This is a genomic window from Enteractinococcus fodinae, from assembly GCF_031458395.1.
GTDB lineage: Bacteria > Actinomycetota > Actinomycetes > Actinomycetales > Micrococcaceae > Yaniella > Yaniella fodinae.
Map to the genome: position 1 here is coordinate 2,079,090 of NZ_JAVDYJ010000001.1, position 25,847 is coordinate 2,104,936.

A 25,847-nucleotide genomic window follows, 5' to 3' on the forward strand; every position below is an offset into this window, starting at 1 on the left:
GCAGGCTGGAAGAACGGTGGTCACTTTTTGGCCACGTCGGTCACAGCCTGCTAGGCTAACTTCGTTGCAATAGCAACGATGCCTCCGTAGCTCAGTAGGATAGAGCATCCCTCTCCTAAAGGGAAGGTCGTCGGTTCGATTCCGGCCGGGGGCACAACTTCCGCATTCGCCGACGAATCACAGTTCTGCCGAGACGTGGCTGAGATCTCAGCGTATATGCGCCGATGAGAGACGCAGCGCTCGCGCCCGGGACCATGCATTAATCGTTCCTACCAGATGACGATCGGTTCCGGAATCGATCGACCTGAAGCTACACTGGCCTCGAAAGCGTTGGTATAACAAGCCGGAGGCATCCCACAGGCAACGAACCGGTGCGATCCCACAGGAACGAGGCTACTGTGACTGATCGAATCTTAGGGACTGACGGTGCAGTCATGTCTCGTGCTCAGCCACCTCAGACACGTTCTGGAGACACCCGCGACGGTGGCCGCCGACTCCCCCGTGGCCGATACCGCGTGGGCAAGCTGCTCGGACATGGTGGATTGGCAGAGGTCTATCTCGCCGACGATACGGTCCTGGATCGCCAGGTCGCCGTCAAGGTCTTACGCGCTGAAAGACTCAACGAGCCCGGCATGGTTGAGAGGTTTCAGCAAGAAGCCGAGACGATTGCGGGTCTCGACCACCCCGGCATCGTGTCTGTACTGGCCGGCGGTGACAATTTCGTCACCGACCCGCAAAGTGACCTCGCGGGGCGTCCCTACATCGTGATGGAGTACTTGGACGGGGCCACCTTGCAAGCACGGCTCAACGAGCAGACCAGCGCTCCGGCAGGGCTCAGCGTCGATGAGGCCTTACGCATTATGTCCCAGGTTTTGGCATCGTTGGCTTACGGGCACGGCCAAGGCGTCGTGCACGGAGACGTGACAGCCACGAACGTTATGCTCACGACCACCGGGCTTGTGAAGTTAATCGACTTTGGTAGTAGCGCTCAGGTGGTGACCGAAAAGGGCGCTACGATGCCGCTGGCTCACGATGCTACTCTGCGCTACGTCCCGCCAGAGCGCGCGCAGGGAGAACTGTTTGATGCACGAGCAGATCTGTATTCTGCTGGATGCCTGCTCTATGAGCTGCTCACCGGACGCACCCCCTTTGCTGGACCGTCACCGGTCGACTTGGCGCACCAGCATGTGCATCAACAACCCGAACCCCCGTCCACGTATTGTCAGCAGATTGACCCCGAACTTGACGCCGTCGTCTTGCGTTCACTAGCGAAGTCCCCCGAAGCACGCCACCAAAGCGCCCAAGATTTTCTCAACGAGCTGTGCGCCACGCGTTATGCCCGATAGCACATATAGCTCCCTGAAAGCCTGTCAGGGGACCTTGTGGCTGGCCGTGGATTCGACCGGACTCGTTCAAGAGGTCTTGCGGCGATAACAGAAAACCTATTGAGTAGATATAGAGAACTCGGGCATACCCCTGCCCGAGCCCTGCAACGCGACACCTCCGTTGTACGCATCAGAAAGGTGACTCATGACTGAAAATTACGCAGACTACACCGCACCAGGCATCGACATGGAAGACGGCCATCGGGTAACCGAGATCCTTCAGACCCGTCTTCATGCGCTCAATGATCTTCACCTCACCCTGAAGCACGCCCACTGGAATGTTGTGGGACCAGAATTTATTTCGGTCCATGAAATGCTCGATCCGCAGGTGACCGAAGTCCGCAACTGGGCCGATACTGTCGCCGAACGTATCGCAACCATGGGCGTTTCTCCCAAAGGCACACCCGGATCTATCGTTACCGGACGCACTTGGGACGACTACCCGCTAAACCGTGCCTCAAGCCTAGCGCACATTACTGCCCTGAACCAGGTGTACACCGATGTCATTAAGGACTTCCGCACAGCGATTGCTGAGACCGGGAAAGTCGACCCGATCTCTGAAGATGTCCTGATCGAGGTAACGCGCGGCTTGGAACTGTTCCAGTGGTTCCTGCGCTCCTTTATCACCAAGTCGGATGGCTCATTAGACCCCGTCTCCGAATAACAAGAACATAGCACCGCGCAGGTGCTCTTGCTCCCTGAAGATTGCCGCAACCATGGCAATGTTCAGGGAGCTTCTTCTTGTCCGCTGCGCTGTTGCGATGAATTCAACGTGGTGCCGAAGCGCTGCCGAAACGCTGTTGGTGTGGTGCCTAATTGCCGCGCAAAGGCGTGCCGCAGTGTTTCATCGGTGCCAAACCCGCACCGCAATGCCACCTCGGTGATCGGATGCCCTTCGAGAATGAGGTTGCGTGCCGCATCTACGCGTACCTTTTCTACCCACTGAGAGGGGCTCACGCCCACTGCAGCCTGAAACAACCGGCTGAGGTGCCGGGTGCTCACCCCGATCGCTGCGGCCATCGAAGAGACCGTGTGGGGTGCTGCCGGATTCGCCACGACCGTATCCATCAGGCGCCGCAATGACTGTGGCGAGTCCACCGGGCCGGTCAACGCCGACGAAAACTGGCTTTGCCCACCCGGTCGCTGCATAAACATCACCAACTCGCGGGCCACCTCACGGGCAATATCAGCACCCAGGTCGTGTTCCACAAGCGCCAGAGCCAGATCAATCCCCGCAGTAATCCCGGCAGAGGTAAAGTACCGCCCATCCTGAATGTGCAAGATGTCGGGCTCGACCCTGATGCGCGGATACCAGCGGGCCAGCAGATGGGTGTGGCGCCAATGCGTGGTCGCTCTACGACCGTCAAGATACCCTAAACCAGCTAATACAAATGCACCGGTACACACCGACGCGACCCGCTGGGCCCCATCGCTGAGCTGCCGGGCGGTAGCTAACAAGACCGAATCCAAGTTCTGTTGCACCAGCTGCGGCCCACCGGCGATGATCACCGTGTCGTAGGCGGTCGTACCGTCGGCCGCGTGAGTATCTGCCAGCGTCACACCCGAAGCAGTGCGCACGGTTCCCCCGCTGCGTGAAACCAGGTCGACAACATAGTGCTGCCCGCCGGGATCGGCATGATGCAACACATCCACGGGACCACTGACATCCAAAAGTGTTACCCCGTCGAAGACAAGGATTCCTACGCGCCGCATGATGTCCGATTCCTTTGGTTGATGGACTGAAAAGACATGGCTTTAGTGTAGCGTGCCTGGCAGCATGACAAGAGAACCCACTAGGAAAGGAAATATATGGCTGAAGTTATTGCAGGTGTCACCATTCCAGATAGCAAGATGGCCCAGGATGCCACCGACCTGGTCCGTGACGTTGCCGATGAGCTGATCTATCACCACTCTCGCCGGGTGTTCCTGTTTGCCTCACTGCGGGGCCAAGAACAGCAACTCAACTATGATCCCGAACTGGTCTATATCGGGGCGATGTTCCACGATCTCGGGCTCACCGATAAGTACCGGACCACCGACCAGCGTTTCGAAATCGACGCCGCCAACGTGGCACGCGATTTTCTCAGAGAATATGACGTCACCGGCGAGGCCGGGGACAAAGTGTGGAACGCGATCGCGCTGCACACTACACCAGAGATTCCACTGCATATGGATCCCGAAGTAGCTCTGGTGACCCGCGGGGTCGAGCTCGATGTTTTAGGTATCGGCTATGACGCGATCAATGACGAGCAGCGAGCAGAAGTGGTCTCGGCTCATCCACGCCCGGACTTTAAGAATAGAATCCTGGCGGCCTTTACTGATGGGTTGAAAGATCGTCCCGAGACGACCTTCGGCAACGTCAAGGCAGATGTATTAGAACATTTCTTACCCGGCTTTGAGCGCGGTGACTTTGTCGAAGTCATCCGCAAGAATGCTTGGTCCGAATAACAGCTTTCGCTTTCTTGCTCACGCAGTGGCCGTCGTCCTCACAGGGCGGCGGCCACTGGCGTGGTGACTGACCTAGCTGCCGGTGGCTTGGTGCGCTCCTGTGCGCCGCGCCAAGACCACGGTGTCGTCTAGGGTCACCTGTTGCCCCTCGGGGCCGGTGGCCTGGCGCGACTGGGTTGTCGCGACTTCGACCCTCCACTCAGTGGGGTCCAGGGCCAGAAGCTCAAGTTCGGTCTCGGGTGTGGTGGGTTCATGTTTATGCTGGGCGTGGTCATCATCTGCTGGCTGGGAGGTGGCCCACGGTGGGAAAGTCGCATGCGAAACCACCAGCAAGAAACCGCCGAGTGCCACGTGTGCTGTGGCCGTGTGCAGTGCTGCACCCCGGTCAAAAGTCCCCTGGGACTGCAAGAAGGCCGCTGTTACCAGGTCGAAGCGCTGCGCTGATTCCCAGGTGGTCACATCTGCCACAACGAAGCTGGCCTGGTTCTGGTCGAGGCCACGTTCGTGGGCTGCTTCGGTGGCCCGTTGGATCGCAACATGAGAGATATCCACTCCGGTTGCCTGCCAGCCATGCTCTGCCAGCCAGATGACGTCGGCACCTTCCCCACAGCCCAAATCGAGTGCGGTCCCCGGGTGCAGCGGCTCCACCATGGTTGCTACCGCGGCATTGACCGCACCAGACCACAGTCGATCCGTGGTTTGATACCGCTGGTCCCACTCGTGGGCCGATTGTTGCGATGCGTCTTCCACGCTGCACCTCCTGGGCTCAAGCTACTGTTGAAATTGAGTTGTGTATAGCTCAGCATAACGGCCGTTGGCGGCCAACAGTTCGGTATGGGTACCGCGCTCAATGATCCGCCCGGATTCCAAAACTAAGATTTCATCGGCCTTGACCACCGTAGAGAGCCGGTGAGCAATCACGATAGCTGTTCGTGCATGCAGCGCCTCATCGAGTGCCTGCTGGACGGCAGCTTCATTGGTGGAGTCCAAGGAAGCGGTCGCCTCATCCAACACGACTGCTTCAGGCGCTGCCACCAACAACCGGGCGATGGCCATCCGCTGCCGCTCGCCACCAGAGAGACGGTACCCCCGCTCGCCCACGACGGTGTCCAACCCGGCCGGCATCTGCGCCACGACTTCGGCGAGGCGCGCATGATGCAAGATCTCCCAGAGTCGTTCGTCGGGGACATCTCGGTGCCCCAAGGTCAGGTTGTCACGAATCGAGGTGTGAAACAGATGAGAATCTTGGGTCACCATTCCGATCCGACGGTGAATGTCTTCGGCGGCCGCATCGCGCAGATCGATGCCATTGAGGGTAATGGATCCGCCGGTGACGTCATACAATCGAGAAACTAAGTTAGCGATCGTGGATTTCCCTGCACCGGAGGATCCCACCAGCGCGACAGTCTGGCCCGGTTCGACCGTGAAGCTCACATCGTGTAGCACTTGCTCGGATTCTCTGGAGTCCAACACGGCGACTTCTTCTAAGCTCGCTAAAGAGACCTCGGAGGCGGCCGGATACTGGAAATCGACGTGATTGAACTCGATGCGCACTCCCCCGGCAGGAATCGGCTTCGGCTGGGGTGGGTCCGCAATCATCGGGCGCAAGTCCAGGACTTCAAAGATGCGTTCGAATGACACCAGCGCACTCATGAGTTCCACGCGAGCCGTCGCAAGCCCCGTCAAGGGTGCATACAGCCGGGTGAGCAGGAGTGCCATGGTGACCACTTCCCCAGCATTGAGCGTCCCCGCCAACGCCTGGTATCCGCCGATCCCATAGACAGCTGCCAGCGCTAAGGACGAGACCAAGGTCAAGATGGTCATAAACACTGACGTCCACACGCTGATTCGGACTCCAGAGTCTCGCACGCTGTCGGCACGCTGCGAAAAGACGCGGGATTCGTGACCTTGTTCGCCGAACAGTTTGACCAGCGTCGCGCCGGGGGCCGAGAACCGTTCGGTCATCTGGTCCCCCATGGCGGCATTGCGTTTGGCTCGTTCCCGGGTCTGGTCAGCGATGCGGTGGCCGATGGTGCGAGCCGGCAACAAGAAGACCGGTAAGAGCAGCAGCGACACCAGCGTGATCTGCCATGAAGTGGTGAACATGACCACCAGGGTCACGCCGAGGGTCACGACATTCATCACCACGGTCGGCAGGGTCCGGGCGATCGCCGTTTGGGCCCCGATCACATCGTTGTTGAGGCGTGACACGAGCGCACCGGTTCGTGCTCGCGTGAAAAACGCGATGGGCATTTTTTGGACGTGATCAAATACGTTGGTGCGCAAATCGTAAATGGTGCGCTCGCCAAGCGATGCGGACTGCCATCGCGAGATAACATTGAGCACGGCTTCAAGGATCGCGACGCCAGCGATCAGTAGCGCCAAGTTGATGACCACTTGTACTTCAGACCCGTCGACGATCGCATTGACCACATCACCGGCTAAGATCGGTGAGACGACCGTCAGCACAGCGCCGAGCGCGGAAACGACCAGATAGAGCACCAGTCGGGCTCGATAGCGGGCAATAAATGTCCAGGCACGTCGGATGGTCCCGGGTTTGAGAGACTCTTGTTCTTTGCTTCGGCGTATTCCGCCCAGGGCTGCCCAGCCCGCATGATTCATGCTCACCTATGTCAGTCCTTCTTTTTTATCCCCAACATGCCAACACATCTTGTGCGGAACTATTCCCTCGTCAGGTGCTGGCGCATGAACTGTATCGAGGCCCGGTGGGCGCGTTCGAATGATGCCATGTGGCTGCCCTGGGCCAGTCCTGCTGCATAACCGGCAATAAATCCCACAAGGACACCGGCCTCGCGGGGCTCTTCCTCGAGCTGGTGGCTAAGGCCTTGAAGCGCACCGAGATCAACGTCTACGGGATCGATCTCAAGTGCTGTGAGAAGTTCTGTGGCCCACGTTGGGAGAGGTTGTGTCATGAGTATAACCCTGTCGTTAAATGCAACAAGGTCTCTCCTGTTGAGGAGAGACCTTGTTGTGCAGTTGTATGAGAGAAGACCTAGCCGACGTAGGTGTAGTAGCCCATCAGCGGGTTGCGGTCTACGCTGTGCAGGATGGTGCCAACCGATGGGTTCTGAGCCCCGATCATCTGGCCGTTGCCAACGTAGATGCCCACGTGTGAGCCGCCGTTTTGGAAGACGAGGTCACCAGGCTGTGGGCTGGAAGTGCGAACGAACTTGCCTGAGCCCAAGATAGCTGAGGTGCTCGATGGAATGTTAATGCCAGCTTGTGCGTAAGCCCACGCGGTGAAGCCGGAGCAGTCCCAACCGGCTGGAGTCTTGCCGCCCCAGACGTATGGTTTGCCAACGCCCGAGTATGCTGCCGAGACGACGCCACCCAGGGAGCCCGAAGCGGTCGGTGCTGGCTGAGCCTCTGGTTCTTCAGTCGAGGCGGTCTCGGTGGTGCTGGCCGAGGTTGGTTCAGGAGCCGAGGTTTCGGTGGACTCTGCGGTCTCTGCAGTAACTGGTTCGAGGTTGACTTCTTCCTCGACAGTTTCTTCGACCGGTGCTGGTTCTGGCTCTGGTTCAGGCGCCGGAGTCGTCGTCAGATCAGCGCGACCCAGGTCGAGACGAACGCTATTGGTGGCAGTGATGACGTCGGTGTTACCCGAGGTGCGTTCGAGTTTGAAGTTTGTAGCTGGCAGCGTCGATGTTTCACGATCGGTCTGCACAGGAGCAGCGTTGGCTGCAGGTGCTGCGGTCAGCACCATACCGGAAGCGGCTGCGATGACAGCGGCCTGACGACCTGAGCGGCCAATAACCTGGGTCATCGCTTCTAGCGTTGCACCCTTCTCAGGAGTGGCACGGTGACGTGCAGTGGAAATGCGCTTCGACACGTAAATTACCTCTCTCATGTGCTCGGTGCCTGTTCGACTCCACTCCGCCATGAACATTGTGTGAACAACTGCAATGTTTTGCCAGCCAGCCGCGGAGTGCAGGAGCAAACTGGTGGCCGGTGCTGAAATCACGTTTTGTTATCAGCACCGAGAGCTAGCCTAATAGAACTACAACAGATTGTCACATTCAGATAACGTTTAGTTGAGTCTCGACACTGTTGAATTCTTTACTTCCGCATAATGGCGCCGAAGTAGGCGAATAACTTTCCGTGACACACCTTTGCAAAAGCGTTATGTTTGGCTCCCTGAACGACCCCACCGAGCGCCCTAAGATCACGATTTGGTTACCGAACCCTGACAACTCGCACATGGGCGGCTGTGTCTTCCGAAATTTCTAGACCCAACTCCGAGATATCCGTCAGCTCACCCGGCAGAGCTGTACCGCGCTCGAGGGTTCGCACGGCCACATAGCCCTCAGCTGGCTCGGCAACCAGGATCGCACCCGGTTGAATGCCAGCCGCAGCGAACTGAGCCAGCAGGTCCGGATCGGTCTGGATGGCTTCTGTCAGTACCTTGACCTCAAAGGTCCCGGCCTCTTGCAGTGCTACTGTCAGCGGTTGTCCTTCATAGGGCATCGGATGCAGGCCCGTCGAGGGGCCACCAAGTTCCTCCAGCAGCGGTATTTGGTTGCCGAACGGGGAGTTCGATGGCGAATCCAGTAAGACCATCAACCGTTGTTCAACCTGATCACTCATCACATGTTCCCACCGGCAGGCTTCTTCGTGCACGTACGCCCAGTCCAAACCAATGACATCAGCTAAGAGCCGTTCGGCCAGTCGGTGTTTACGCATCACCGTGGCGGCAGCGTTAAGGCCCTCTTCAGTGAGTTCTAACCGGCGATCCGGAGCCACGTGCAATAAGCCGTCCCGTTCCATCCGCGCCACGGTTTGGGAGACGGTAGGCCCAGAATGTTCAAGACGCTCAGCAATGCGAGCTCGCAACGGTGCAATGCCTTCTTCCATCAATTCATAGATGGTGCGTAGGTACATTTCCGTTGTATCAATGAGATCGGCCACTGCCACGTTCCTTCAGTTGCGCTATGCATCGTTATTCCGATTGGTTCATATTTATCATACGTTCGGTTCGAACAATCAGCCAGAAGATATCCACAGCCCTTCACATCCGGCTGTCATCTTCACCACGTATGCCCTCGTGTCGGTGTCACACGAAGCCCAGGAAGATGCTCGGCCCGGTTTGGGGTCCACAATGGAATATGTAACCTGCCACCTTGTTGAAGGAGTAGCCCATGACGACACCGGCCATCGACATCCCAGAGCATCTCAAACCCGCAGATGGTCGCTTTGGCGCTGGACCATCCAAAGTGCGCACCAATCTATCGCAGGCTGTAGCAGCGGCAGGTGCCGATCTGTTGGGCACCTCGCACCGCCAAGCACCGGTGCGGAACCTTGTGGCATCCGTGCAGGAAGGTGTGACGCAATTATTCAACGCCCCAGAGGACTACCGGGTTGTGTTGGGAGTCGGCGGGGCCACCGCGTTCTGGGATATTGCAAGCTTCGGCCTCATACGTCGCAAAGCCCAACATCTATCGTTCGGTGAGTTCGGCTCGAAATTTGCCAAGGCCACCAATAATGCCCCATTTTTAGATGACTCGGTGATCTTGCACGCCGATCCTGGCACCCGCCCGGCACCTCGGGCCGAAGCCGGCATTGACGTATACGCATGGCCACATAATGAAACCTCCACGGGTGTGGCTGCACCGGTTCATCGAGTCGAAGGCGGGGATGAGGATGCCTTAGTTCTGATCGACGCCACCTCCGGTGCGGGTGGACTGCCGGTCGATGTGTCGCAGTCGGATGTGTATTACTTCTCGCCGCAGAAAAACTTCGCGTCCGACGGGGGTCTATGGCTAGGCCTGTTCTCCCCGGCTGCACTCGAGCGTGCCGATGAAATCGCTGCGACAGACCGTTGGGTGCCAGATTTTCTCAACCTCAAAACGGCCATTGATAACTCGGCCAAGAACCAGACCTATAACACTCCGGCCCTGGCGACACTGATCATGTTGGATGAACAGCTCAAATGGATGAACTCCAACGGCGGTCTGGACTTCGCCACCGCACGGACTAAAGACTCGTCAGACCGGCTCTATACCTGGGCAGAAGCATCCGAGTACGCCAGCCCCTTTGTCACGCGCATCGAGGATCGTTCCCAGGTCATCGTCACTATTGATCTAGCCTCGCAGGTTGACGCGGCCACGGTCGCTGCCGTTCTACGCGCCAACGGCATCGTGGATACCGAACCGTACCGCAAACTGGGACGCAATCAGCTTCGGATCGCGACCTTTGCGGCCATCGATCCCGAAGATGTCTCAGCGTTGATCGCGTGCATCGACTACGTGGTCGAGCAGCTCTAACACCCGCTGGCAGTTAAACAATTACAGCGCCGAGTTTTCTCGGCGCTGTAATTGTTTCAGAAATGCTCTAGTCCTTTTTATCCGCCTTAGCCTTACGGCCAGACTTCTGTTTCTTCTGACGCGCGGCTTTGGCCCGACGGCGCTTCGCTTCGCGACGTGCCTGTTTCTTGTGTTCTTCTTGCTCTGCCTCGGATAGCTGCTTGACCTGTTCCTGCGGCTCTTTTTCTGGGCCGTAGCCAGCGGCCTCGAGTGCCTTGGCTGGATCTTCACCGGCCGCGATCGCATCCAAGCGAATGCGCTCTTCTTCGGAGGCACGCTCCATCCAGGGCACCCACTCGGGTGCTAACAGGGCGTTGTCCCCGGGTAACATGCCGGTCTCTGACACCGTGATGACCTTGGAGCGTGGGGCACGTGCCAGGGTCGCATAGAACGTCCAGCCGCGATAGCCAGGGACTTCGGCCTCGAACCGGTGGGTGACGACTCGTTCGTCGTCAGCGACCGCACCGAGGTGGTCTCCGATCTCCGAATCGTCGGCGAAGTCCTCAATCGCTGCTCTGGCAATGTCAACGGCTTCCGCCAGGGCGTCATCCATGCGGGGCTTCCGCGCCGGAAGGCGTGGCGAACCCAACGTTGGGTGCACCGGGTTGAGGATCGATGAGGTTTCTGTGGTCTCAGGCATCAAATGCATCAGCCACCCTTCGCATAATGGTGGCCATTTGTTCGGCCTGTTTGGATGCCGGATACCGGCCAGCGCGTAGCCCGTTAGAGGCGGTATCCAACATGCGGATCAGATCGTCTACGATCCCGGCCATGTCTTGCGCCTTAGGACGCGTGGCGCGTACGACCGACGGGAGTTTATCAAGCACCTCAACGGAAAGGGCTTGCGGCCCACGGCGCGAATCGACGACCCCGAATTCGACACGAGTACCCGGGCGCAACTGCGTGACACCATCGGGCAAGGCCGACGACGGCAGGTGAATATCATCACCGTCGTCGGTGGTGATGAACCCGAAGCCTTTATTATGATCGTAAAATTTAACTCTGCCGGTTGGCATAGATGTTCGTATCCTTCGTCACATACTTGATTCACAAAGGGTTCCCGTCACGCACCGACATGAGTGCGGCTACAGGAACCCCAAAAGCCTATCGGAGGCTAGTATAACGCCAATCGGTCGCGCCTTTCGCAATGGACCGCCACCTGTGCTGCAAGCGTAGAATGACGCCCATGACTGCACAACATTCTCGAAACCTTGATGCGACCCCCGCCTGGATCTCCACCCTGGTGTGGCTTGGCGCAGCCATCGTGGTGATCTCTTTTCTAGCACTGATCGGAGTGCTGATCTATTACTTTGTCGGGGTCACTCCCGCGACGTGGTTATTCTGGTTGGCTCTGCTGGCATTCCCCACCGGCTTCATTTTCTTGCTGATCGCGCTCGTTGGCAACATCCTGGTCCGACGCAAACGGCAACGCGCCTAACTTGGCACTCAGGAAGCGTCCAGCTACCTTTCAGGTAAAAGTTTTTAGAATGAGCGTATGACGTCGCAAAATTATGAAGCAAAACTCCTAGTCGTCGACGACGAACCCAACATTCGCGAACTGCTTTCCACCTCGTTGCGGTTCGCTGGATTCGAAGTGGTCGCCGCTGCCAACGGTCGCGAAGCACTCGAAGCTGCAGAGACCCATAACCCGGACCTGGCGGTACTTGACGTCATGCTGCCTGACATGGACGGATTCACCGTCACACGGAAGCTACGCGCCACCGGACGCTATTTTCCGGTGGTATTTCTCACAGCCCGTGATGACACTGAAGACAAGGTCACCGGCCTGACGGTGGGTGGCGACGATTATGTCACCAAGCCCTTTAGTCTCGATGAAGTCGTGGCCCGGATTCGTGCAGTCCTGCGTCGCACCGCTCCGGCCGAAGACGACGATGCGATCTTAGTTGTCGACGATCTCGAACTCGACGACGATGCACATGAGGTCCGCCGTGGTGGTGAAGTTGTGGACCTGTCCCCCACCGAGTTCAAACTGCTGCGCTATTTGATGATGAACCCCAACCGGGTGCTCTCCAAAGCTCAGATCCTGGATCATGTGTGGGAATACGATTTCAACGGCGACGCGTCCATCGTGGAGTCCTATATTTCATATCTGCGCCGTAAAATCGACGTCGATGACCGGCCCAAGATGATTCATACCAAACGCGGCGTCGGATATCTGCTAAGGACCCAAGACAAACGGTAATGGCTCGCCCCAAACCGCTGCAATGGATAGCCCGCCGCTGGCAGGCTACCTCATTGCGCACCCAGTTGACCTTCATCACCGGGGTGTTGATGGCGCTGACCGTTGCCACCACAGCGATCCTGACAGCTTCGTTGTACCGGCAGGAGCTCATCCGTCAGATCGACGAAGATATTTTCACCAACCGCCACAACGTGTCAATGTTTCTGACCTCCATGGGTTCTGCCGGTCCCTACGACACCGGCAGCTTCCAACAGACCATCGTGCGGTTCTACGGTGAGTCCTGGGACAACGATGGCAACCTCGTCTCGCGGATCTATTCCGAAGGCTCCGATGTGCCCGACCTCGAGCGGCTCAACGCCAGAGAGGCCGCCGAACACGGTTCGGGTGCCTTTGTTGCCCCGGGCCTTGCGATCCCCCAGAATCAGTGGCGGGTTCAGATCTATCGTCTGGAGTCCGACAGCGGGACCGTGGCCATCGCGTTGCCCCTGGAACCGGTTGAGAGCTCGGTGGAACGTGTGACCACGCTGGTCATCACCATTGGCTTCCTGGCGACCTTAGTGGTGACCATGATTGCTTACGGCCTCGTGACCACCGCGTTCCGACCGCTGAATCGAGTGGAACGCACCGCAGCCGGTATCGCCGCCGGAGACCTCTCCAAACGTGTCCCACCCGGTGCACCCGACACTGAAGTCGGACGGCTGTCTCGTTCTTTGAACGCTATGCTGGCCCACATCGAAATCGCTTTCCGCGCCAATGAAGAATCCGAAGAACGGATGCGACGCTTCGTCCAGGACGCATCACATGAACTGCGCACCCCGCTGGTGACCATCCGAGGCTTCTCCGAGCTTTACCGTCACGGTGCCCTGGCCAGCGAAGAAGACGTATCCACCGCGATGAATCGCATCGAGTCCGAAGCGACCCGCATGACCCAGCTGGTAGAAGACTTACTCACCTTGGCCCGGCTCGATGAACAGCGGTCGATGGAGCCCGAACCCATTGACCTGATGGGTCTAGCGTCGGATCTGTTGGTTGATACTCGCGCGACCGCCCCGCAGCGGCACATTACCTTGACCGGGTTGTCCCCCGATCACGCCCCGGAATCTGCCCCCACGCTGGGGGATCCGCACCGCCTCCACCAGGTCATTTCGAATCTGATGACCAACGTGTTGCGCTACACCCCGGACGATACGTCGGTCGAGATCGGCGTCGGGACCGAACCCGATGAGAGCGGTGAAATTGCCCATTCGGTCATCCAAATTCGCGATCACGGCCCCGGTATCTCGGCTGAGGATGCCGAAAAAGTTTTCCAGCGGTTCTATAGGGCTGATACATCGCGAGACCGCGACACCGGGGGCAGCGGTCTGGGGTTGGCCATTGTGGCCGGTATCGTCGGCCAGCACAACGGTACTGTCCGGCATGAGGAAACCCCCGGCGGCGGTGCCACCATGGTCGTGCGCCTGCCCTATCATCCTCTCGATCCCGAGGACGAAGATGACTGGGACGACGAAGAAGTCGAAGACTTCTCCACAGCCGATTCCGATAACTGACCGTTGTCCACACCCGACGATGACACAAGCCTGAATCTCGGTCAAGGTTCCTAAGCTAGCCCCATCGCACAGGCAGCGATAGAACCAATGACAGGAGAACGTTATGGCTCGTATTCAGATTGATGTACAGGAACTCTTCGCCAAGGCCAGCGGCGTGCAATCAACCGCCGACCGAATTCAAGGCGAAGTCAACACCATGGACGCCGCACTGCGCCAGCTACAAGAGTCCTGGGTCGGTACGGCATCATCAAACTTCCAAGCCGTGGTCACGGAATGGCGGGCAACCCAGCAACGCGTCGAAGAATCCCTGCGCTCCATCCGGGAGGCCATGCAGCACGCTGGGCAACAGTACGAATCGACCGAACAGGCCAACGCAGCGATGTTCCGCGGCTAGTCCCCGCCTACCGACCTTTCACCCGGGTTCCTAAATGCCACCGGGTGAAAGGTTTGGTGGGTAGGCTAGGGACATGGCCATTTTGATCGATCCCGCACGGTGGCCGGCTCATGGCACCGTGTTCTCTCATCTGGTTTCAGATGAGTCCTTGGAGGAGTTGCACGCTTTCGCGCGCGCAACCGGGATTTCGCCGAGCGCATTCGACGGGGACCACTATGACGTCCCCGTGAGCATGTATGAGGATCTCGTGGCCGCAGGGGCACAAGAAGTGACTGGATCAGAGCTGGTCAAGCGCCTGGTGAAATCTGGTTTACGCATTACCGCCGCGGAGCGCTCCTCGAAGTTAGAGAAGATCCTCCATCAGCGTTTCGACCGCCTGTTTCCCCATACCTCGGTCTTGGACCGGGACCCGATCTGTGATGCATTGTTGGAACGCTGGTCCGAAGACCACCGGCACTATCACGACCTCAGCCATCTGATGTCGGTGTTGAAAAACATCGATTATCTTGAAAACCAGGGCGAACCTTTAGGGCCGTTCCCCCGGGCTGTGAAGCTGGCTGCATGGTTTCATGACGCTGTCTATCGGGCAGATCCGATCCTACCCCCAGGCCAAGACGAAGAGGACTCAGCTCGGCTGGCGGAACGTGTCCTGCCGGAACTGGGCGTGCCCGGCCCAGAAATCCTCGAAGCGACGCGACTTATCCGGTTAACCTTCACGCACGATCCGCACGATGACGATTTTGCTGGCAAGGTCCTTTGTGATGCAGACTTAGAAGTCTTGGCCCGCAACACCGGAGCCTACCAGCGTTACCGCGACGGCATCCGGAAAGATTTCAGCAAAGTCAGCGATGAGGACTTTGCTACCGGCCGGGAGAAATTCCTGCGACGTATGCTGGCTCGGAACCCCATCTTCAATACCGGCACGGGCCGTCGTCGTTGGGAACGTCAGGCGCGTCGCAATCTCATGGCCGAGCTCTACCCTCGCGGTGGCAAGCGCGAGACCTAGCGTGGGGTTGCTCGGCCCGTGAAGTGATCCATCGTGGAGTTGATCCCCATAACATCACGCAGCTGATCTGCCAGAGATATCGGCAAGATCTTCAGCCAGTTGGCTAACGCAGCAGCAGGTGGCAGCACCAACTGACGCTTTCCGGCCTCAAGCGCCCGGAAAATTCGCTGGGCTACGTCGGAAGGTTCCAAGATGGGTAACAGCGGATTGGGGGAACTGGCGCCAGCAAACATCCCGGTGGACACGTAGAAGGGGTGGACCGATAGGGTGTGAATCCGGCGCCCATGATGGCGTAGCTCGGCCCGTAGGGACTCAGTGAATCCGTGTGCTGCCCACTTCGAGGCCGCATAGTCGGTTTGCCGGGCGACTCCGGTGAGCGAAGCAGCCGAGGCAATGACGGTGACTGACCCGAAATTATTCGTCAGCATATTCGGCAGAAACTGGCGGGTGACACGATACAGCGCCAACGCGTTGACCTGAAAGGTATACTCTACGTCCTCGTGATTTTGGTCCAGAAAGAGCTTGCCGGTCACGACCCCGGCATTATTGATCAGAAAATCGATCCCGCCGATGCGCTGGCGCACGGCATGGCCCGCGGCATCGACTGACTCATCTGAAGCCAGATCCACCACGTCATAGGAAGCATCTATGCCCAGCGACTGGATGTGTTCAACGGTCGCCGCTGCAGCATCGGGGTCGATATCCCAGACCACGACGTGCGATGCAGAACGCTGTGCTGCCCCCAGAGCCAAAAGACGCCCTAGTCCAGACCCGGCGCCGGTCACCAAGACGGTTTGGCCGCGCAACGACATTTGTCGTTCGGCTCGTTTGCGGTACCAGACCCCTGCGGCGCCCAGGGCACCCGCGCTGAAGGTAATGTTCCGAGCGGCACGTAGCAGTTTGCTCACGACGATTCCTTTCTGACCTCTCGAGTCATTCTACCGAGGCTTCAGAAGCTGTGAGTACACCTGAGGGTATTAACGGCAGTTGCCCCGGTGAAACACCGGGGCAACGCGTCAGACATGTGAGCTGTACGAAGACAGCGAGCTTACATCATGCCGCCCATACCACCCATTGGGTCCATGCCACCGGCAGCGGCAGCTGGATCAACAGGTTCTGGCTTCTCAGCAATAACAGCTTCGGTCGTCAGGAACAGGCCTGCGATCGATGCGGCGTTTTCCAGTGCGGAACGGGTGACCTTCACTGGATCGTTGATGCCAGCTTCCAGCAGGTTGATGTACTCGCCGGTTGCTGCGTTCAAGCCGTGCTCTGCTTCAAGGTTCTTGACCTTGTCGACGACCACACCTGGCTCGAAGCCAGCGTTTTGGGCGATTTGTTTCAGTGGTGCTTCGATGCCGATTTTCACAATGTTGGCACCGGTGGCTTCATCGCCTTCTAGCTTCAGATCGGCAAATGCGGTCTGTGCAGCTTCGATGAGTGCTACGCCACCACCGGCGACGATGCCTTCTTCAACGGCAGCTTTCGCGTTGCGGATGGCGTCTTCGATGCGAGCCTTGCGTTCTTTGAGCTCGACCTCGGTTGCTGCACCGGCGCGGATGACGGCAACACCGCCGGCCAGTTTGGCCAGGCGCTCTTGCAGTTTTTCGCGGTCGTAGTCCGAATCGGTGTTTTCGATCTCGGTACGGATCTGCGAGACCCGACCGGCGATCTGCTCGGAGTCGCCGGAACCTTCAACGATGGTGGTTTCGTCCTTGGTGACAACCACCTTGCGGGCGGTGCCCAGCATGTCAAGGTTGGCGTTTTCCAGGGTCAGGCCAACTTCTTCGGAGATGACCTGGCCGCCGGTGAGGATCGCGATGTCGTTGAGCATAGCCTTACGACGGTCGCCGAAGCCTGGGGCTTTGACGGCGACTGACTTGAAGGTGCCACGGATCTTGTTGACCACCAGGGTTGCCAGGGCTTCGCCTTCAATATCTTCGGCGATGATCAGCAGTGGTTTGTTCGACTGCATGACCTTTTCGAGGATGCCAACCATATCTCGGGCGTTGGAGATCTTGGAGTTGACGATCAGGATGTAAGGGTCTTCCAGAACTGCTTCCTGGCGTTCGCCGTCGGTGGCGAAGTAGCCGGAGATGTAGCCCTTGTCGAAGCGCATACCTTCGGTCAGTTCCAGATCCAGGCCGAACGTGTTGGACTCTTCAACGGTCACAACGCCTTCTTTGCCGACCTTATCCAAGGCTTCAGCAATCAGGCGACCGATTTCGAAGTCACCGGCTGAGATCGCAGCGGTGTTAGCAATTTGTTCAGTGGTTTCGACTTCACGAGCCTGCTGCTGCAATGCGTCGGTGACAGCTGTAACGGCTTTGTCGATGCCGCGACGCAGGGCGATTGGGTCGGCTCCGGCTGCAACGTTGCGCAGGCCTTCGGAGACCAGCGCCTGGGCCAGAACGGTTGCGGTAGTCGTACCGTCACCAGCGACATCATCGGTGCGCTTGGCGACTTCTTTGACCAGCTCGGCGCCAATCTTTTCGTATGGGTCTTCTAGTTCGATCTCTTTTGCGATCGAAACACCATCGTTGGTGATGGTCGGTGCGCCCCACTGTTTTTCCAGTACGACGTTGCGGCCACGTGGGCCCAGGGTTACCTTGACCGCCTCAGCCAGAGCGTTGAGACCCGCTTCTAGGCCGCGGCGTGCTTCTTCGTCAAATGCAATGGTCTTAGCCATGTATTGCACGGTCCTTTCGGGACGAGTTGGTTCCACACCTGCACCACAGTGCCCGCGACGGCAAACTCCTGCCCTGACCGGGTGGCGGTACAGAAGTTTCAGCTGATGGTGAGGTTTATCTGCGGGCAACTTTGGCAGTCACACCCGCAGAGTGCTAACACTAGTTTTAGCACTCGGGACCCCTGAGTGCAAGTAGCTAAAGTTCTGTTAATCAGCGGTGAGCACGACGAGCACACCGTCAACAGAGGCCTCATACACCGCGACCGCACCGACTTCGTCTGCCACGGCGCGCGCGGTCGCCTCGTTATCGGAGTAAAACACCGTCGTTTGAGCCGGGACCTGACCGCTCCAGTTGTCCGCGACCGGCACATTAAACCCGGCCGAACCGAGCTCTTGAGCGACCTGTGCGGCATAGCCCTGAATGGTGGAGGCGTTATACACACCTACCGGCAACTCATAGTCGACGGCTTCATCAGGAGCCTCGGTTTCTTCCGGGGAGGGCTCTTCTGGTTCCGGTGTCTCGTCGACTTCTTCAACCTCAACGGTCTCGGGGGCTTCGACCTCTTCGACGGGTTCGGGCTCGTCGAGCTCTTCTACCTCGTCGTCGACATCTTGGGGTTCATCGTCAACCGGAGCGATGACCGTCTCTTCGGACTCTGGACCGGCCTGATTTAGCGGGTCAGACGGATACAACCATAAATAGGAGCCGATACCAACGGCGAGCGCTGCTCCGCCGGCGAGAATAATGGCGTTGAGTTGTCCGGCACCTTTGGGTACGGGAAACTCTTTGCGGTGTGCACCCTGTTGGGTCGTGTAGCGTTCGACGTCGTCGAAGCGATCCCGGGGGTATTGATCTTGTGTCGATTGCTGGGTCACGGAGTCATACCTTCTACACGCTGGACTGTCGAGCGTGCGTTTAATAACCGTTCTACGAGCATCGGATCGTATGCATAGGCGCGTTCGGTGGTGATCAGCCGGGCAAGCTTGTGATAGTACCGGGTTGGGGTCATGCCGAAGGTATCGGTGATATCTCGGTCTTTAGCACCGGCGTAATGCCAGGAGCGTTTTTCGAATTCCAGCATTTGCTGGTCTATCGCGCTCAGCGCTGCCATGCTTCCCCCTTCTGATCGATTCGTCGCCACCAGTCTAAACTACCGCATCCTTCAGACTTCGTTAGGCTAATCCCATGACCTTTTCTGCTTGGCCAAATATTCATCCCTCTTGGCACCCAGTGTTGGCCCCTGTGGTCGAAGAGCTGACTGCACTCACCGAACATATCCGTTCTCGCCGAGAGGCCGGTGAGCACATTGAACCGCAACCGGAAAACGTCTTGCGGGCCTTTCGGATGCCCTTGGACGCCGTCAAGGTGCTCATCGTCGGGCAAGACCCCTACCCGACTCCCGGTCATGCGGTGGGGCTGAGCTTTGCCCTGCATCCACATGTGCGGCCGATTGCGCGATCGCTGGTCAATATCTTTCAGGAATTACACGATGATCTCGGCATCGAACCGGCGGAGTCTGGTGATCTGTCAGCATGGGAAGCCCAGGGTGTGATGTTGTTGAACCGAGTGCTGACCGTGACAGCCCACGAGGCTGGTTCCCACCGCAATATTGGGTGGGAGAAAATCACCGAGACCGTCATTGCAGCGTTAGCTCAGCGCGAGCAGCCTTTGGTGGCGATCTTGTGGGGTCGTCAGGCTCGTAATTTGGCCCCCTGGTTTACCGCCCCCTCCACGCTGGTGTTGGAAGCAGCCCACCCATCGCCACTGTCGGCTCGCCGGGGCTTTTTTGGTTCTCGCCCGTTTTCTCAAACCAACGAGTTCTTAAGCCAGCATGATGTGGCCCCGATTGACTGGCGGACACAGCCGACATCCCAGCAAGCTGATCAACAGGGATTGTTCTAGCGTTGCTCGGCCCGACGTCGTTCATTGGATTTTAGACCCGAGGTGAGCGGCCGTGCCAAGGCATCCCCTAGCACCAGACCGGTGGCGGTGGCCAAAATGATTACGGTGGCTTGCAGCAGTTCGAGAACTCCCCCGGACATCATGTCGACATTGGAACCAATTTCATACATCGCGCGGAAGATCATGAGCCCCGGTAGCAGGAACAACACGGCCGGGACCGCAACAACCAGCTGGGGTGCCCTGAGGCTTAGCGCGACGATGCGAGCAAAAAACCCTACCGCCACGGCAGCGCCCGCTGGTGCAATGCTGGGACCTAAGCCCAGATCGATCGCCCCTGCGTAGAACAGGTAGCCCACCGTCGAGACCGCCCCCGTCGGGATGATCAGCCGCAACCGGGTTTGACTGGCAATGGACATGCCCATGGCTGCCACGGCCACCACGATCGCAAGCACCCAGTGGTCATAACTAATGGTATTCATCGTGGTGATATCGATGGCCGGGGCGCCCACCATCGAAACGGCCACGATGCCCAACGCGATCCCTGCTACCAGGCCCACGTACACCAACAGCGACGACACGATACGGCCGGCCGAGGTCACCGGGAAGCCATTAATACCGTCTTGAACGGCTGAGACGATGCGTAACGATGGCACCAAAAGGATGAGGGACGCGGCGATCATGAGGGCTGGGTCTCGAAAGATCTCCAACCAATACAGGCCATAGGCCAACACGACTGCCATAAACCCACCGGCCATGGTCGCAAAAACATCTGGGGCCCTCCACCGGCCCATCACATAGACCGTGGCCATGCTCAGCGCCGAGGCACCCAGCGTCAACAGCGCCGAGAACCACGATCCGCCAATGAAAATTACGAAGGCCGAGGCCCAGACACCGTTAGCCAAAAACGCCACCCAGTTGGGAAAGGTTTTCTTCCGATGTCGAATCGCCGCCAGACGCGCGTGGGCATCATCGCGTTCTACTTCACCAGAGGCAATCTCAGTGACCAGTTCGTGTAAGTCTGCTAACCCAGCAAAGTCAGATTCCCAGCTGCGCACCACGCGCTGGTAGGTGGCCGGGGGTTCCCCGGGTGGTGCGAAGTTCAAGGAGATCGACTGGTTGGTGATATCGACTTCGGCGTCGAAAACACCGTAGGCCTGGGTCACGACAATGATCGAGGTTTCGACCTCAAGTGCCCCAGCTCCGAACCGGAACATGGTTTCGCCCAGTTTCAGCGCCAGGAGCATCGTGTTGTGGGCGTCTTTGGCCTCGGCTACCGCTTTATACCGTGCGCCGGTGAGTTGGTACGGCGAATCCTGCAGCCTATTGGCTAGTCGGATCGCCTGGGTGGGCAAGGGTTCGGTAACCGGTGGATACTCTTCGGTATAACTGGCCCGGGCGCCGTCGGCGGCAACATTGGTGTCGCGCTGTTTTTCTCCCAGACTCTGAAATGCTTGACGCCACGTGGTCAGGGCCGGGAATCTACGCGTGGACGGGCCGGGATCCTCTTGGACGTAGGCGACTTCTTCATCCAGCTTGGGCGGCTCACGAAGCGGTTCTACCGGTTGGGTCTCATCGTCAGTGGCTAACACGGACGTGGGCACCGGGTCTTGCGGGGCGGCATCCGGTTCGGTGACATGCGGTGCCATCTGCGGGGCTTCAGCATTTGGGTTCGGCAACGTCACGGCAGGGCGAATCACCGGGATGATCCCAACTTCTGCAGGAGGCTCAACCACCTCTGGGGCGACCTGATCGTCAGGAGCTTCGAGGTCTTGTGCCGTTGTGAGATCATCACGTTCTTCGTTGGCCACCGTTGCCCTCCCTTCCACTAAAAATCCCGGGTGCGGCTCCCCGGGATACACCTCACCCCACGACGCGCTGGCTCGTCTCGTGGGGTCAACCACCGCAAATACAGTATTAGAATCCCACACTTTTTCGAACGCACAAAACTGCACCGATTCGGGTCAAGCCCGGACATTTTCACTCGTCGTAATGCTGGCATCTAGCGTCGGTTGGACCCGAGAAGTCCACGGGGTTTGGGAGCTGATTGGTCGGCACCGATGGTGCAACCAGTCTGGCGTATCATGCCTGCTCAGCTCCTTCTTACGGTACCATCCCCGTCGGGGAGCACGACAGATTGGCGGACAAACACACCGGCTGACGCGTGTCATATTTCGTCCGGGGGCTCGAAGGTGAAATGCAAGCAACCCTGGGACTAAATCACCCAGTGAAAACTTCGAGCACGTAAACGCAACCTAACGAGCACCTTGACGGCGAGCGCAGCGACCAAAATATCCGGACAGAAGTGTGTTATTTCCGCATGCTGCTGCGCTAACGTTAGGGAGGAAAGGTTCTACCGAGCTCATTGCGTCCAACCGGTGGATCGCTCGGTGTACCTACAGAAGTTCACACGAATGGGATCACCTATGGCAGTGGTATGGGACGGCAGAACTGACGAGGAAAAACTTCAAGAACTTTTACGCCTTGGCGAACAGACGCAATTAGATTTCAAAGTCGAACTCGACTTGCGCGATCGGCGCCACGAACTGGATTTCGTCAAGGATGCGGTCGCCATGGCCAATCGTCCTCCCGGGGGGTACATTTTAGTTGGCATCACCGACGAGGGGCACTTACCGGTCACCCCGTGGCGAATTAAGAACCCGCAGATGTTCGATGGGGCCACCCTGCGCGACAAGATCGGCAAATATATCGAGGCCGATATCGAAGTGGTCTCTCAAATTCACCGCATCAACGGCAGCGATGTGGTGGTCATCGCGATCTTTTCTACTCGCTCGGGTCTTCCGGTGCCGATGATGCGCGTTGGCCAATACACCAGTCCGAACGGCAAGGGTCGGATGAAAACGAAAACCGTCTTCCGGCCAGGAGAGATTTTCATCCGGGACGGGGCCGGCAACGTGCCCATCCGCTACCGTGACTGGCCCTCGGTATTAGCCAAGTACGATCACCAGCTCAAAGAAGCCGCGACCAGTGATGTCAACTCGCTGATGTCCAAACTTGCTGAGGCACTCGGTGGCGGCGGCAAAGTCAATGTGCCGCTAGAACCGTTTATGACTGATGACACGGTCTCGGCGGCGATTCGCGCCAACATTCGTCAGGGGAACCGCGCCGAGCTAAAAATCTTCCTCCAGAACACCCGAGAAGAAATAGTGGTGGCCGAGGAGAAGATCAAGCCGCTGGTTCGATTAGTCGGGGTTGGGTGCGAAGCAATGCTGGCCGATGACTATGATTTAGCCATCAAAACCATCGGGACGATGTATGACGCGTTTACTTCCATTGCGAAGTCCCCCAGCGCAGTCGCGGCCACAATTGTGGCCGCATATTTATTTGGAGCAGCGGCTGTGCGGTTGGGTTGCTGGGAATTGATTCCGGAACTCGTGCTGCGCCCGTTTCAGCGCACCCCTGCCCATCCGCGATACAGTTCTTGGATTCGGTACGGCCAGATCGAGGCTTCAGCACATAATCAGTACCCGTTTTCTTCCGTGCCACTCGACGCCAACACGGATGATGCTGATGATAACGGCACCATGATTTCAGAAGGGTTGTCTTGGGCCCGGACGTATCCGTTGGTGCGTCCAGATGTGCTGCACGATTTTGGTCTCCACAACACATCGCGCAAGACCGACACGTTGTTGAATTCTCTATGTCAGTTTGATTTTCTCTACGCGTGGCTCGTCAACGCCTCGGCCCGGGAGCACGGCGGGGGTGGCGCGTATGCCGCCTCCTCTGCGTTCAAACACTGGCGGACTCTGCCGATCATTGAGCGTGCTATTAGTAATGGGGAAATGCGCGCGAAGTTATTCCCGGCTGCTCGAGAAAAAGAAATCGCCCAGGCGCTTCGCAGTACATATAGTCACGCAGAAAAGGTCTCCAACCGAGAACGGTATTTCACCGGTTGGCAGCCACTTCCACCGTGGATTTCGGAATTTGTCGAGCACATTGTCGCAGGTGGTAACGGCGCACATCAGCCATCTGGACGCTCAGTACCGCAGACCAACGTTGTATCCCTCAATGAGGTGCGGGCGAATTAGACGGACCGGTGAGGAAAGTACTTCTGCCACTCGGTCCCGACACTGGCCAAATAGAAACGGTGCCGCAGTTCGCGACTGAGCGGGCTGTCCGGGGCATGCACTTGGTGGTAGAAATCAGCGGCAGGCGTTTCGGTCAGGAGTCGTTCTTCTATCCGGACTGGTATGGGCTCCACACCTTCGGGGAGCGGGAGCAAAAATTCGACCAGTGCTCCCTCATCGGTGTCGACATAACGGCCGGTGGGGAAATGCTGCCGCACGGTGTGTTCTAGCGTGGCTGCCCCTTTAGCTTCGATGAATTTGCGACGTTTACGCCACCGCAGCTTGCGTGGTAAGTAACTATCGAACGTCACCCAGCAGATCAACGCCGCATCCTGGGTGCCATCGGTGTTGTGATAGACCTCAAGCAGGTCATAAGGACGGCCCCCATCAGACGGATACGACACAAAATCGCCCGGTGCGACTTCAATGGGTTCATTGTCGAGCTGCATGCTTCACCTCGTCTGATCGCCGGCATCTTGGAGGAGCTGGATGACCGGTGCGAAATCCTGAAATGATGCTGGTGCCATGGTGCTAGTCACCATAAACCCATCGGTGGCCCCCTGCCGCACAAGGTCGAGCATCTGCTGGGCCACACCTGCCGGATCGCCCACCAGCACCGGCTTAAACTGGGCAACCCCACCGGCAATCGCGAGCTCACCGATGGTGCGGGCGCCTTCAGCTACGACCTGTGCCACGATGTTTTCGAATCCTTCGGCGCCAGTGGCTCCGCGCTGTGCTCGTAAAAACTCAGCAGCGTCGTCGTGGAGGTTCCACTCCCCTGGATCGGCGCGGAAGACTGCCGCCAGGTCTTGCCACGCACTGTGCGGGTCGATGCGATCTTTGATCGTCTGCAATTTCTCTTCGGCTGCGGCCTGGGTCGCAGCCACAACTGGTTGCACAGCCATCAACGTCGTAATGGCGTCAGGGTTGCGTCCGACCTGTTCAGCTCTGGTACGCAGGTCAGCGCGGATCTGCTGGGCCTGCTGAGCAGTAGCGGCCACCATGAAGGTTGCATCGGCCCAGCGCGCCGCGAAATCCAGGCCTGTTGGTGACGCTCCGGCCTGCAACAGCATCGGTCGGTATCCGTCTACGTCTCCAGGTAGCGTCAACGGACCCACCCCGTCAGGAGTGGGCCGGATACTCGAGGAGTCAGCGAACTCCCCGGTTGTGGTGTCCATGGACAAACTGCTGTCCGGGAAGGTTCGCCAGATGTCGAGGACGTCTTGTGTCACCTTGTGGGCCGTGCGGTAGCGCTGTTCTTTGGGCGCCAACCCCGGCTGCTGCATATTCTGGGCTTCAGCATCGTAGGCCGAGGTTACGATGTTCCAGGCGGCTCGCCCACCTGAGAGCTGATGCAAGGTTGCTAGACGTCGTGCGATGTCATATGGCGGGACAAAGGAGGTCGAGATCGTGCATCCCAACCGCAGCTGTGAGGTCACACTCGCAACCGTCGACATGACGGTTACCGGGTCTAGATAGATGCCGCCTTTGGCGCCTCGGGAGATCACCGCATCCGTGGTGCCATCGTGGCCGCCAGCCATCGCGAGCGCATCGGCGATGAACACCATATCGTAACCGTCAGCTTCGAGCTGTTGACCGATGTCCGTCCAAAAACCGGCACGCAACCAGTCGGTTCGGTTCCCGGGATCACGCCAGGCGCCGGCGGCTTGGAAGGCTGGCAGATCGATCATCGCCGCGCACGGGATGGCCGAGGTAAAAGGCTTGGCTTTCAGCTGGGTGTCATGTGCAGGTGTGGTCATAGGCCCTTCCTCCGCCGGCATGATCCGGATCAGGTTGTTCGGGTCTGCGCGGTGCGCACTCTCAGCCGTAACGGCTCCCCGGGGTACGGTGTCTACCGTAGACCACCTGC

Annotated in this window: 26 protein-coding genes, 1 tRNA gene and 1 riboswitch; of the genes, 12 read left to right on the forward strand and 15 right to left on the reverse strand. The window is 58.3% G+C overall.

From position 1 onward, the window contains the following. Positions 1 to 80 precede the first annotated feature (80 nt). The 3 genes from J2S62_RS09665 (at position 81) to J2S62_RS09675 (ending at position 2,049) form a co-directional block, all read left to right on the forward strand. Positions 81 to 154, forward strand: a tRNA-Arg gene (locus tag J2S62_RS09665). Between the two features lie 244 nt (positions 155 to 398). Beyond that, complete coding sequence (locus tag J2S62_RS09670) at positions 399 to 1,346, forward strand: protein kinase domain-containing protein (protein WP_310174153.1); 948 nt, start codon at positions 399 to 401, stop codon at positions 1,344 to 1,346. Positions 1,347 to 1,530: 184 nt separating this feature from the next. After that, a complete protein-coding gene (locus tag J2S62_RS09675) occupies positions 1,531 to 2,049 on the forward strand; it encodes a Dps family protein (RefSeq protein WP_310174156.1) in 519 nt (172 codons plus the stop codon). Between the two features lie 62 nt (positions 2,050 to 2,111). On the opposite strand, the gene J2S62_RS09680 is transcribed toward J2S62_RS09675, so the two are convergent. Continuing rightward, positions 2,112 to 3,098 carry a GlxA family transcriptional regulator gene (locus J2S62_RS09680; RefSeq protein WP_310174159.1) on the reverse strand — a complete coding sequence of 329 codons (987 nt, stop codon included), beginning with the start codon at positions 3,096 to 3,098 and terminating at the stop codon, positions 2,112 to 2,114. 96 nt (positions 3,099 to 3,194) lie between these two features. Here J2S62_RS09680 and J2S62_RS09685 point away from each other — a divergent pair, with 96 nt between their 5' ends. Then, complete coding sequence (locus J2S62_RS09685) at positions 3,195 to 3,833, forward strand: HD domain-containing protein (protein ID WP_310174163.1); 639 nt, start codon at positions 3,195 to 3,197, stop codon at positions 3,831 to 3,833. A gap of 72 nt (positions 3,834 to 3,905) precedes the next feature. Here the strand turns inward: J2S62_RS09685 and J2S62_RS09690 are convergent, their stop codons facing one another. The 5 genes from J2S62_RS09690 to J2S62_RS09710 form a co-directional block, all read right to left on the reverse strand. After that, positions 3,906 to 4,583 (reverse strand): class I SAM-dependent methyltransferase, encoded by a 678-nt coding sequence (locus J2S62_RS09690; RefSeq protein WP_310174166.1) that lies wholly within the window; start codon positions 4,581 to 4,583, stop codon positions 3,906 to 3,908. A 21-nt stretch (positions 4,584 to 4,604) separates the two neighbouring features. Continuing rightward, positions 4,605 to 6,461, reverse strand: coding sequence for an ABC transporter ATP-binding protein (locus J2S62_RS09695; RefSeq protein WP_407649953.1), 1,857 nt, complete (start codon positions 6,459 to 6,461; stop codon positions 4,605 to 4,607). A gap of 53 nt (positions 6,462 to 6,514) precedes the next feature. Beyond that, a complete protein-coding gene (locus J2S62_RS09700; RefSeq protein ID WP_310174168.1) occupies positions 6,515 to 6,766 on the reverse strand; it encodes a molybdopterin-guanine dinucleotide biosynthesis protein in 252 nt (83 codons plus the stop codon). A gap of 80 nt (positions 6,767 to 6,846) precedes the next feature. Beyond that, positions 6,847 to 7,683: a C40 family peptidase gene (locus J2S62_RS09705; RefSeq protein ID WP_310174172.1), complete on the reverse strand. Its 837-nt coding sequence runs from the start codon at positions 7,681 to 7,683 to the stop codon at positions 6,847 to 6,849. A 344-nt stretch (positions 7,684 to 8,027) separates the two neighbouring features. After that, positions 8,028 to 8,759, reverse strand: coding sequence for a metal-dependent transcriptional regulator (locus tag J2S62_RS09710; RefSeq protein WP_310174174.1), 732 nt, complete (start codon positions 8,757 to 8,759; stop codon positions 8,028 to 8,030). A 230-nt stretch (positions 8,760 to 8,989) separates the two neighbouring features. Here J2S62_RS09710 and serC point away from each other — a divergent pair, with 230 nt between their 5' ends. Next, on the forward strand, positions 8,990 to 10,114 hold the full coding sequence (gene serC, locus J2S62_RS09715) for a phosphoserine transaminase (protein WP_310174176.1): 1,125 nt from the start codon (positions 8,990 to 8,992) through the stop codon (positions 10,112 to 10,114). A gap of 67 nt (positions 10,115 to 10,181) precedes the next feature. On the opposite strand, the gene J2S62_RS09720 is transcribed toward serC, so the two are convergent. Both J2S62_RS09720 and J2S62_RS09725 read right to left on the reverse strand, forming a co-directional pair. Further along, positions 10,182 to 10,793 carry a DUF3027 domain-containing protein gene (locus tag J2S62_RS09720; RefSeq protein WP_310174179.1) on the reverse strand — a complete coding sequence of 204 codons (612 nt, stop codon included), beginning with the start codon at positions 10,791 to 10,793 and terminating at the stop codon, positions 10,182 to 10,184. Next, on the reverse strand, positions 10,786 to 11,169 hold the full coding sequence (locus J2S62_RS09725; RefSeq protein ID WP_310174181.1) for a cold-shock protein: 384 nt from the start codon (positions 11,167 to 11,169) through the stop codon (positions 10,786 to 10,788). The genes J2S62_RS09720 and J2S62_RS09725 overlap by 8 nt, the downstream gene beginning before the upstream one ends. Positions 11,170 to 11,339: 170 nt before the next feature. Between J2S62_RS09725 and J2S62_RS09730 the strand changes: the two genes are divergently transcribed. The 5 genes from J2S62_RS09730 to J2S62_RS09750 all read left to right on the forward strand — a co-directional run bounded on the left by J2S62_RS09730 (position 11,340) and on the right by J2S62_RS09750 (position 15,303). Beyond that, entirely contained in the window at positions 11,340 to 11,591 is a 252-nt protein-coding gene (locus J2S62_RS09730; RefSeq protein WP_310174183.1) for a cytochrome c-type biogenesis protein, read from the forward strand. Between the two features lie 57 nt (positions 11,592 to 11,648). Then, a complete protein-coding gene (locus J2S62_RS09735; RefSeq protein ID WP_310174185.1) occupies positions 11,649 to 12,356 on the forward strand; it encodes a response regulator transcription factor in 708 nt (235 codons plus the stop codon). Continuing rightward, entirely contained in the window at positions 12,356 to 13,903 is a 1,548-nt protein-coding gene (locus J2S62_RS09740) for a sensor histidine kinase (RefSeq protein ID WP_310174187.1), read from the forward strand. The genes J2S62_RS09735 and J2S62_RS09740 overlap by 1 nt, the downstream gene beginning before the upstream one ends. A gap of 103 nt (positions 13,904 to 14,006) precedes the next feature. Continuing rightward, entirely contained in the window at positions 14,007 to 14,297 is a 291-nt protein-coding gene (locus J2S62_RS09745; RefSeq protein ID WP_310174189.1) for a WXG100 family type VII secretion target, read from the forward strand. A 73-nt stretch (positions 14,298 to 14,370) separates the two neighbouring features. Next, positions 14,371 to 15,303 carry a DUF4031 domain-containing protein gene (locus J2S62_RS09750; protein WP_310174191.1) on the forward strand — a complete coding sequence of 311 codons (933 nt, stop codon included), beginning with the start codon at positions 14,371 to 14,373 and terminating at the stop codon, positions 15,301 to 15,303. On the opposite strand, the gene J2S62_RS09755 is transcribed toward J2S62_RS09750, so the two are convergent. The 4 genes from J2S62_RS09755 to J2S62_RS09770 all read right to left on the reverse strand — a co-directional run bounded on the left by J2S62_RS09755 (position 15,300) and on the right by J2S62_RS09770 (position 19,101). Then, the gene (locus J2S62_RS09755; protein WP_310174193.1) at positions 15,300 to 16,211 is read right to left on the reverse strand and encodes an SDR family oxidoreductase; all 912 of its coding nucleotides are present in this window, start codon (positions 16,209 to 16,211) and stop codon (positions 15,300 to 15,302) included. The two genes, J2S62_RS09750 and J2S62_RS09755, sit on opposite strands and share 4 nt — an antisense overlap. A gap of 140 nt (positions 16,212 to 16,351) precedes the next feature. After that, positions 16,352 to 17,989 (reverse strand): chaperonin GroEL, encoded by a 1,638-nt coding sequence (gene groL / locus J2S62_RS09760; protein ID WP_310174195.1) that lies wholly within the window; start codon positions 17,987 to 17,989, stop codon positions 16,352 to 16,354. A 207-nt stretch (positions 17,990 to 18,196) separates the two neighbouring features. After that, a complete protein-coding gene (locus tag J2S62_RS09765) occupies positions 18,197 to 18,865 on the reverse strand; it encodes a LytR C-terminal domain-containing protein (RefSeq protein ID WP_310174197.1) in 669 nt (222 codons plus the stop codon). Further along, complete coding sequence (locus J2S62_RS09770) at positions 18,862 to 19,101, reverse strand: DUF3263 domain-containing protein (protein WP_310174199.1); 240 nt, start codon at positions 19,099 to 19,101, stop codon at positions 18,862 to 18,864. Before J2S62_RS09770 ends, J2S62_RS09765 begins: the two co-directional genes overlap by 4 nt. 74 nt (positions 19,102 to 19,175) lie before the next feature. On the opposite strand from J2S62_RS09770, the gene J2S62_RS09775 reads away from it, so the two are divergent. Next, entirely contained in the window at positions 19,176 to 19,892 is a 717-nt protein-coding gene (locus J2S62_RS09775; protein ID WP_310174201.1) for a uracil-DNA glycosylase, read from the forward strand. Here J2S62_RS09775 and J2S62_RS09780 read toward each other — a convergent pair. Further along, positions 19,889 to 21,700, reverse strand: a complete 1,812-nt coding sequence (locus J2S62_RS09780) for a threonine/serine exporter family protein (RefSeq protein WP_310174203.1) — start codon at positions 21,698 to 21,700, stop codon at positions 19,889 to 19,891. The two genes, J2S62_RS09775 and J2S62_RS09780, sit on opposite strands and share 4 nt — an antisense overlap. A 615-nt stretch (positions 21,701 to 22,315) precedes the next feature. On the opposite strand from J2S62_RS09780, the gene J2S62_RS09785 reads away from it, so the two are divergent. Next, entirely contained in the window at positions 22,316 to 23,938 is a 1,623-nt protein-coding gene (locus tag J2S62_RS09785; protein ID WP_310174206.1) for an AlbA family DNA-binding domain-containing protein, read from the forward strand. Here the strand turns inward: J2S62_RS09785 and J2S62_RS09790 are convergent. Both J2S62_RS09790 and J2S62_RS09795 read right to left on the reverse strand, forming a co-directional pair. After that, on the reverse strand, positions 23,935 to 24,426 hold the full coding sequence (locus J2S62_RS09790; RefSeq protein ID WP_310174208.1) for a hypothetical protein: 492 nt from the start codon (positions 24,424 to 24,426) through the stop codon (positions 23,935 to 23,937). The genes J2S62_RS09785 and J2S62_RS09790 overlap by 4 nt on opposite strands. Positions 24,427 to 24,429: 3 nt before the next feature. Continuing rightward, complete coding sequence (locus tag J2S62_RS09795) at positions 24,430 to 25,737, reverse strand: NtaA/DmoA family FMN-dependent monooxygenase (RefSeq protein ID WP_310174210.1); 1,308 nt, start codon at positions 25,735 to 25,737, stop codon at positions 24,430 to 24,432. After that, a riboswitch (TPP riboswitch) is annotated at positions 25,727 to 25,828 on the reverse strand. Its footprint overlaps the gene before it by 11 nt. Positions 25,829 to 25,847: the final 19 nt, after the last annotated feature.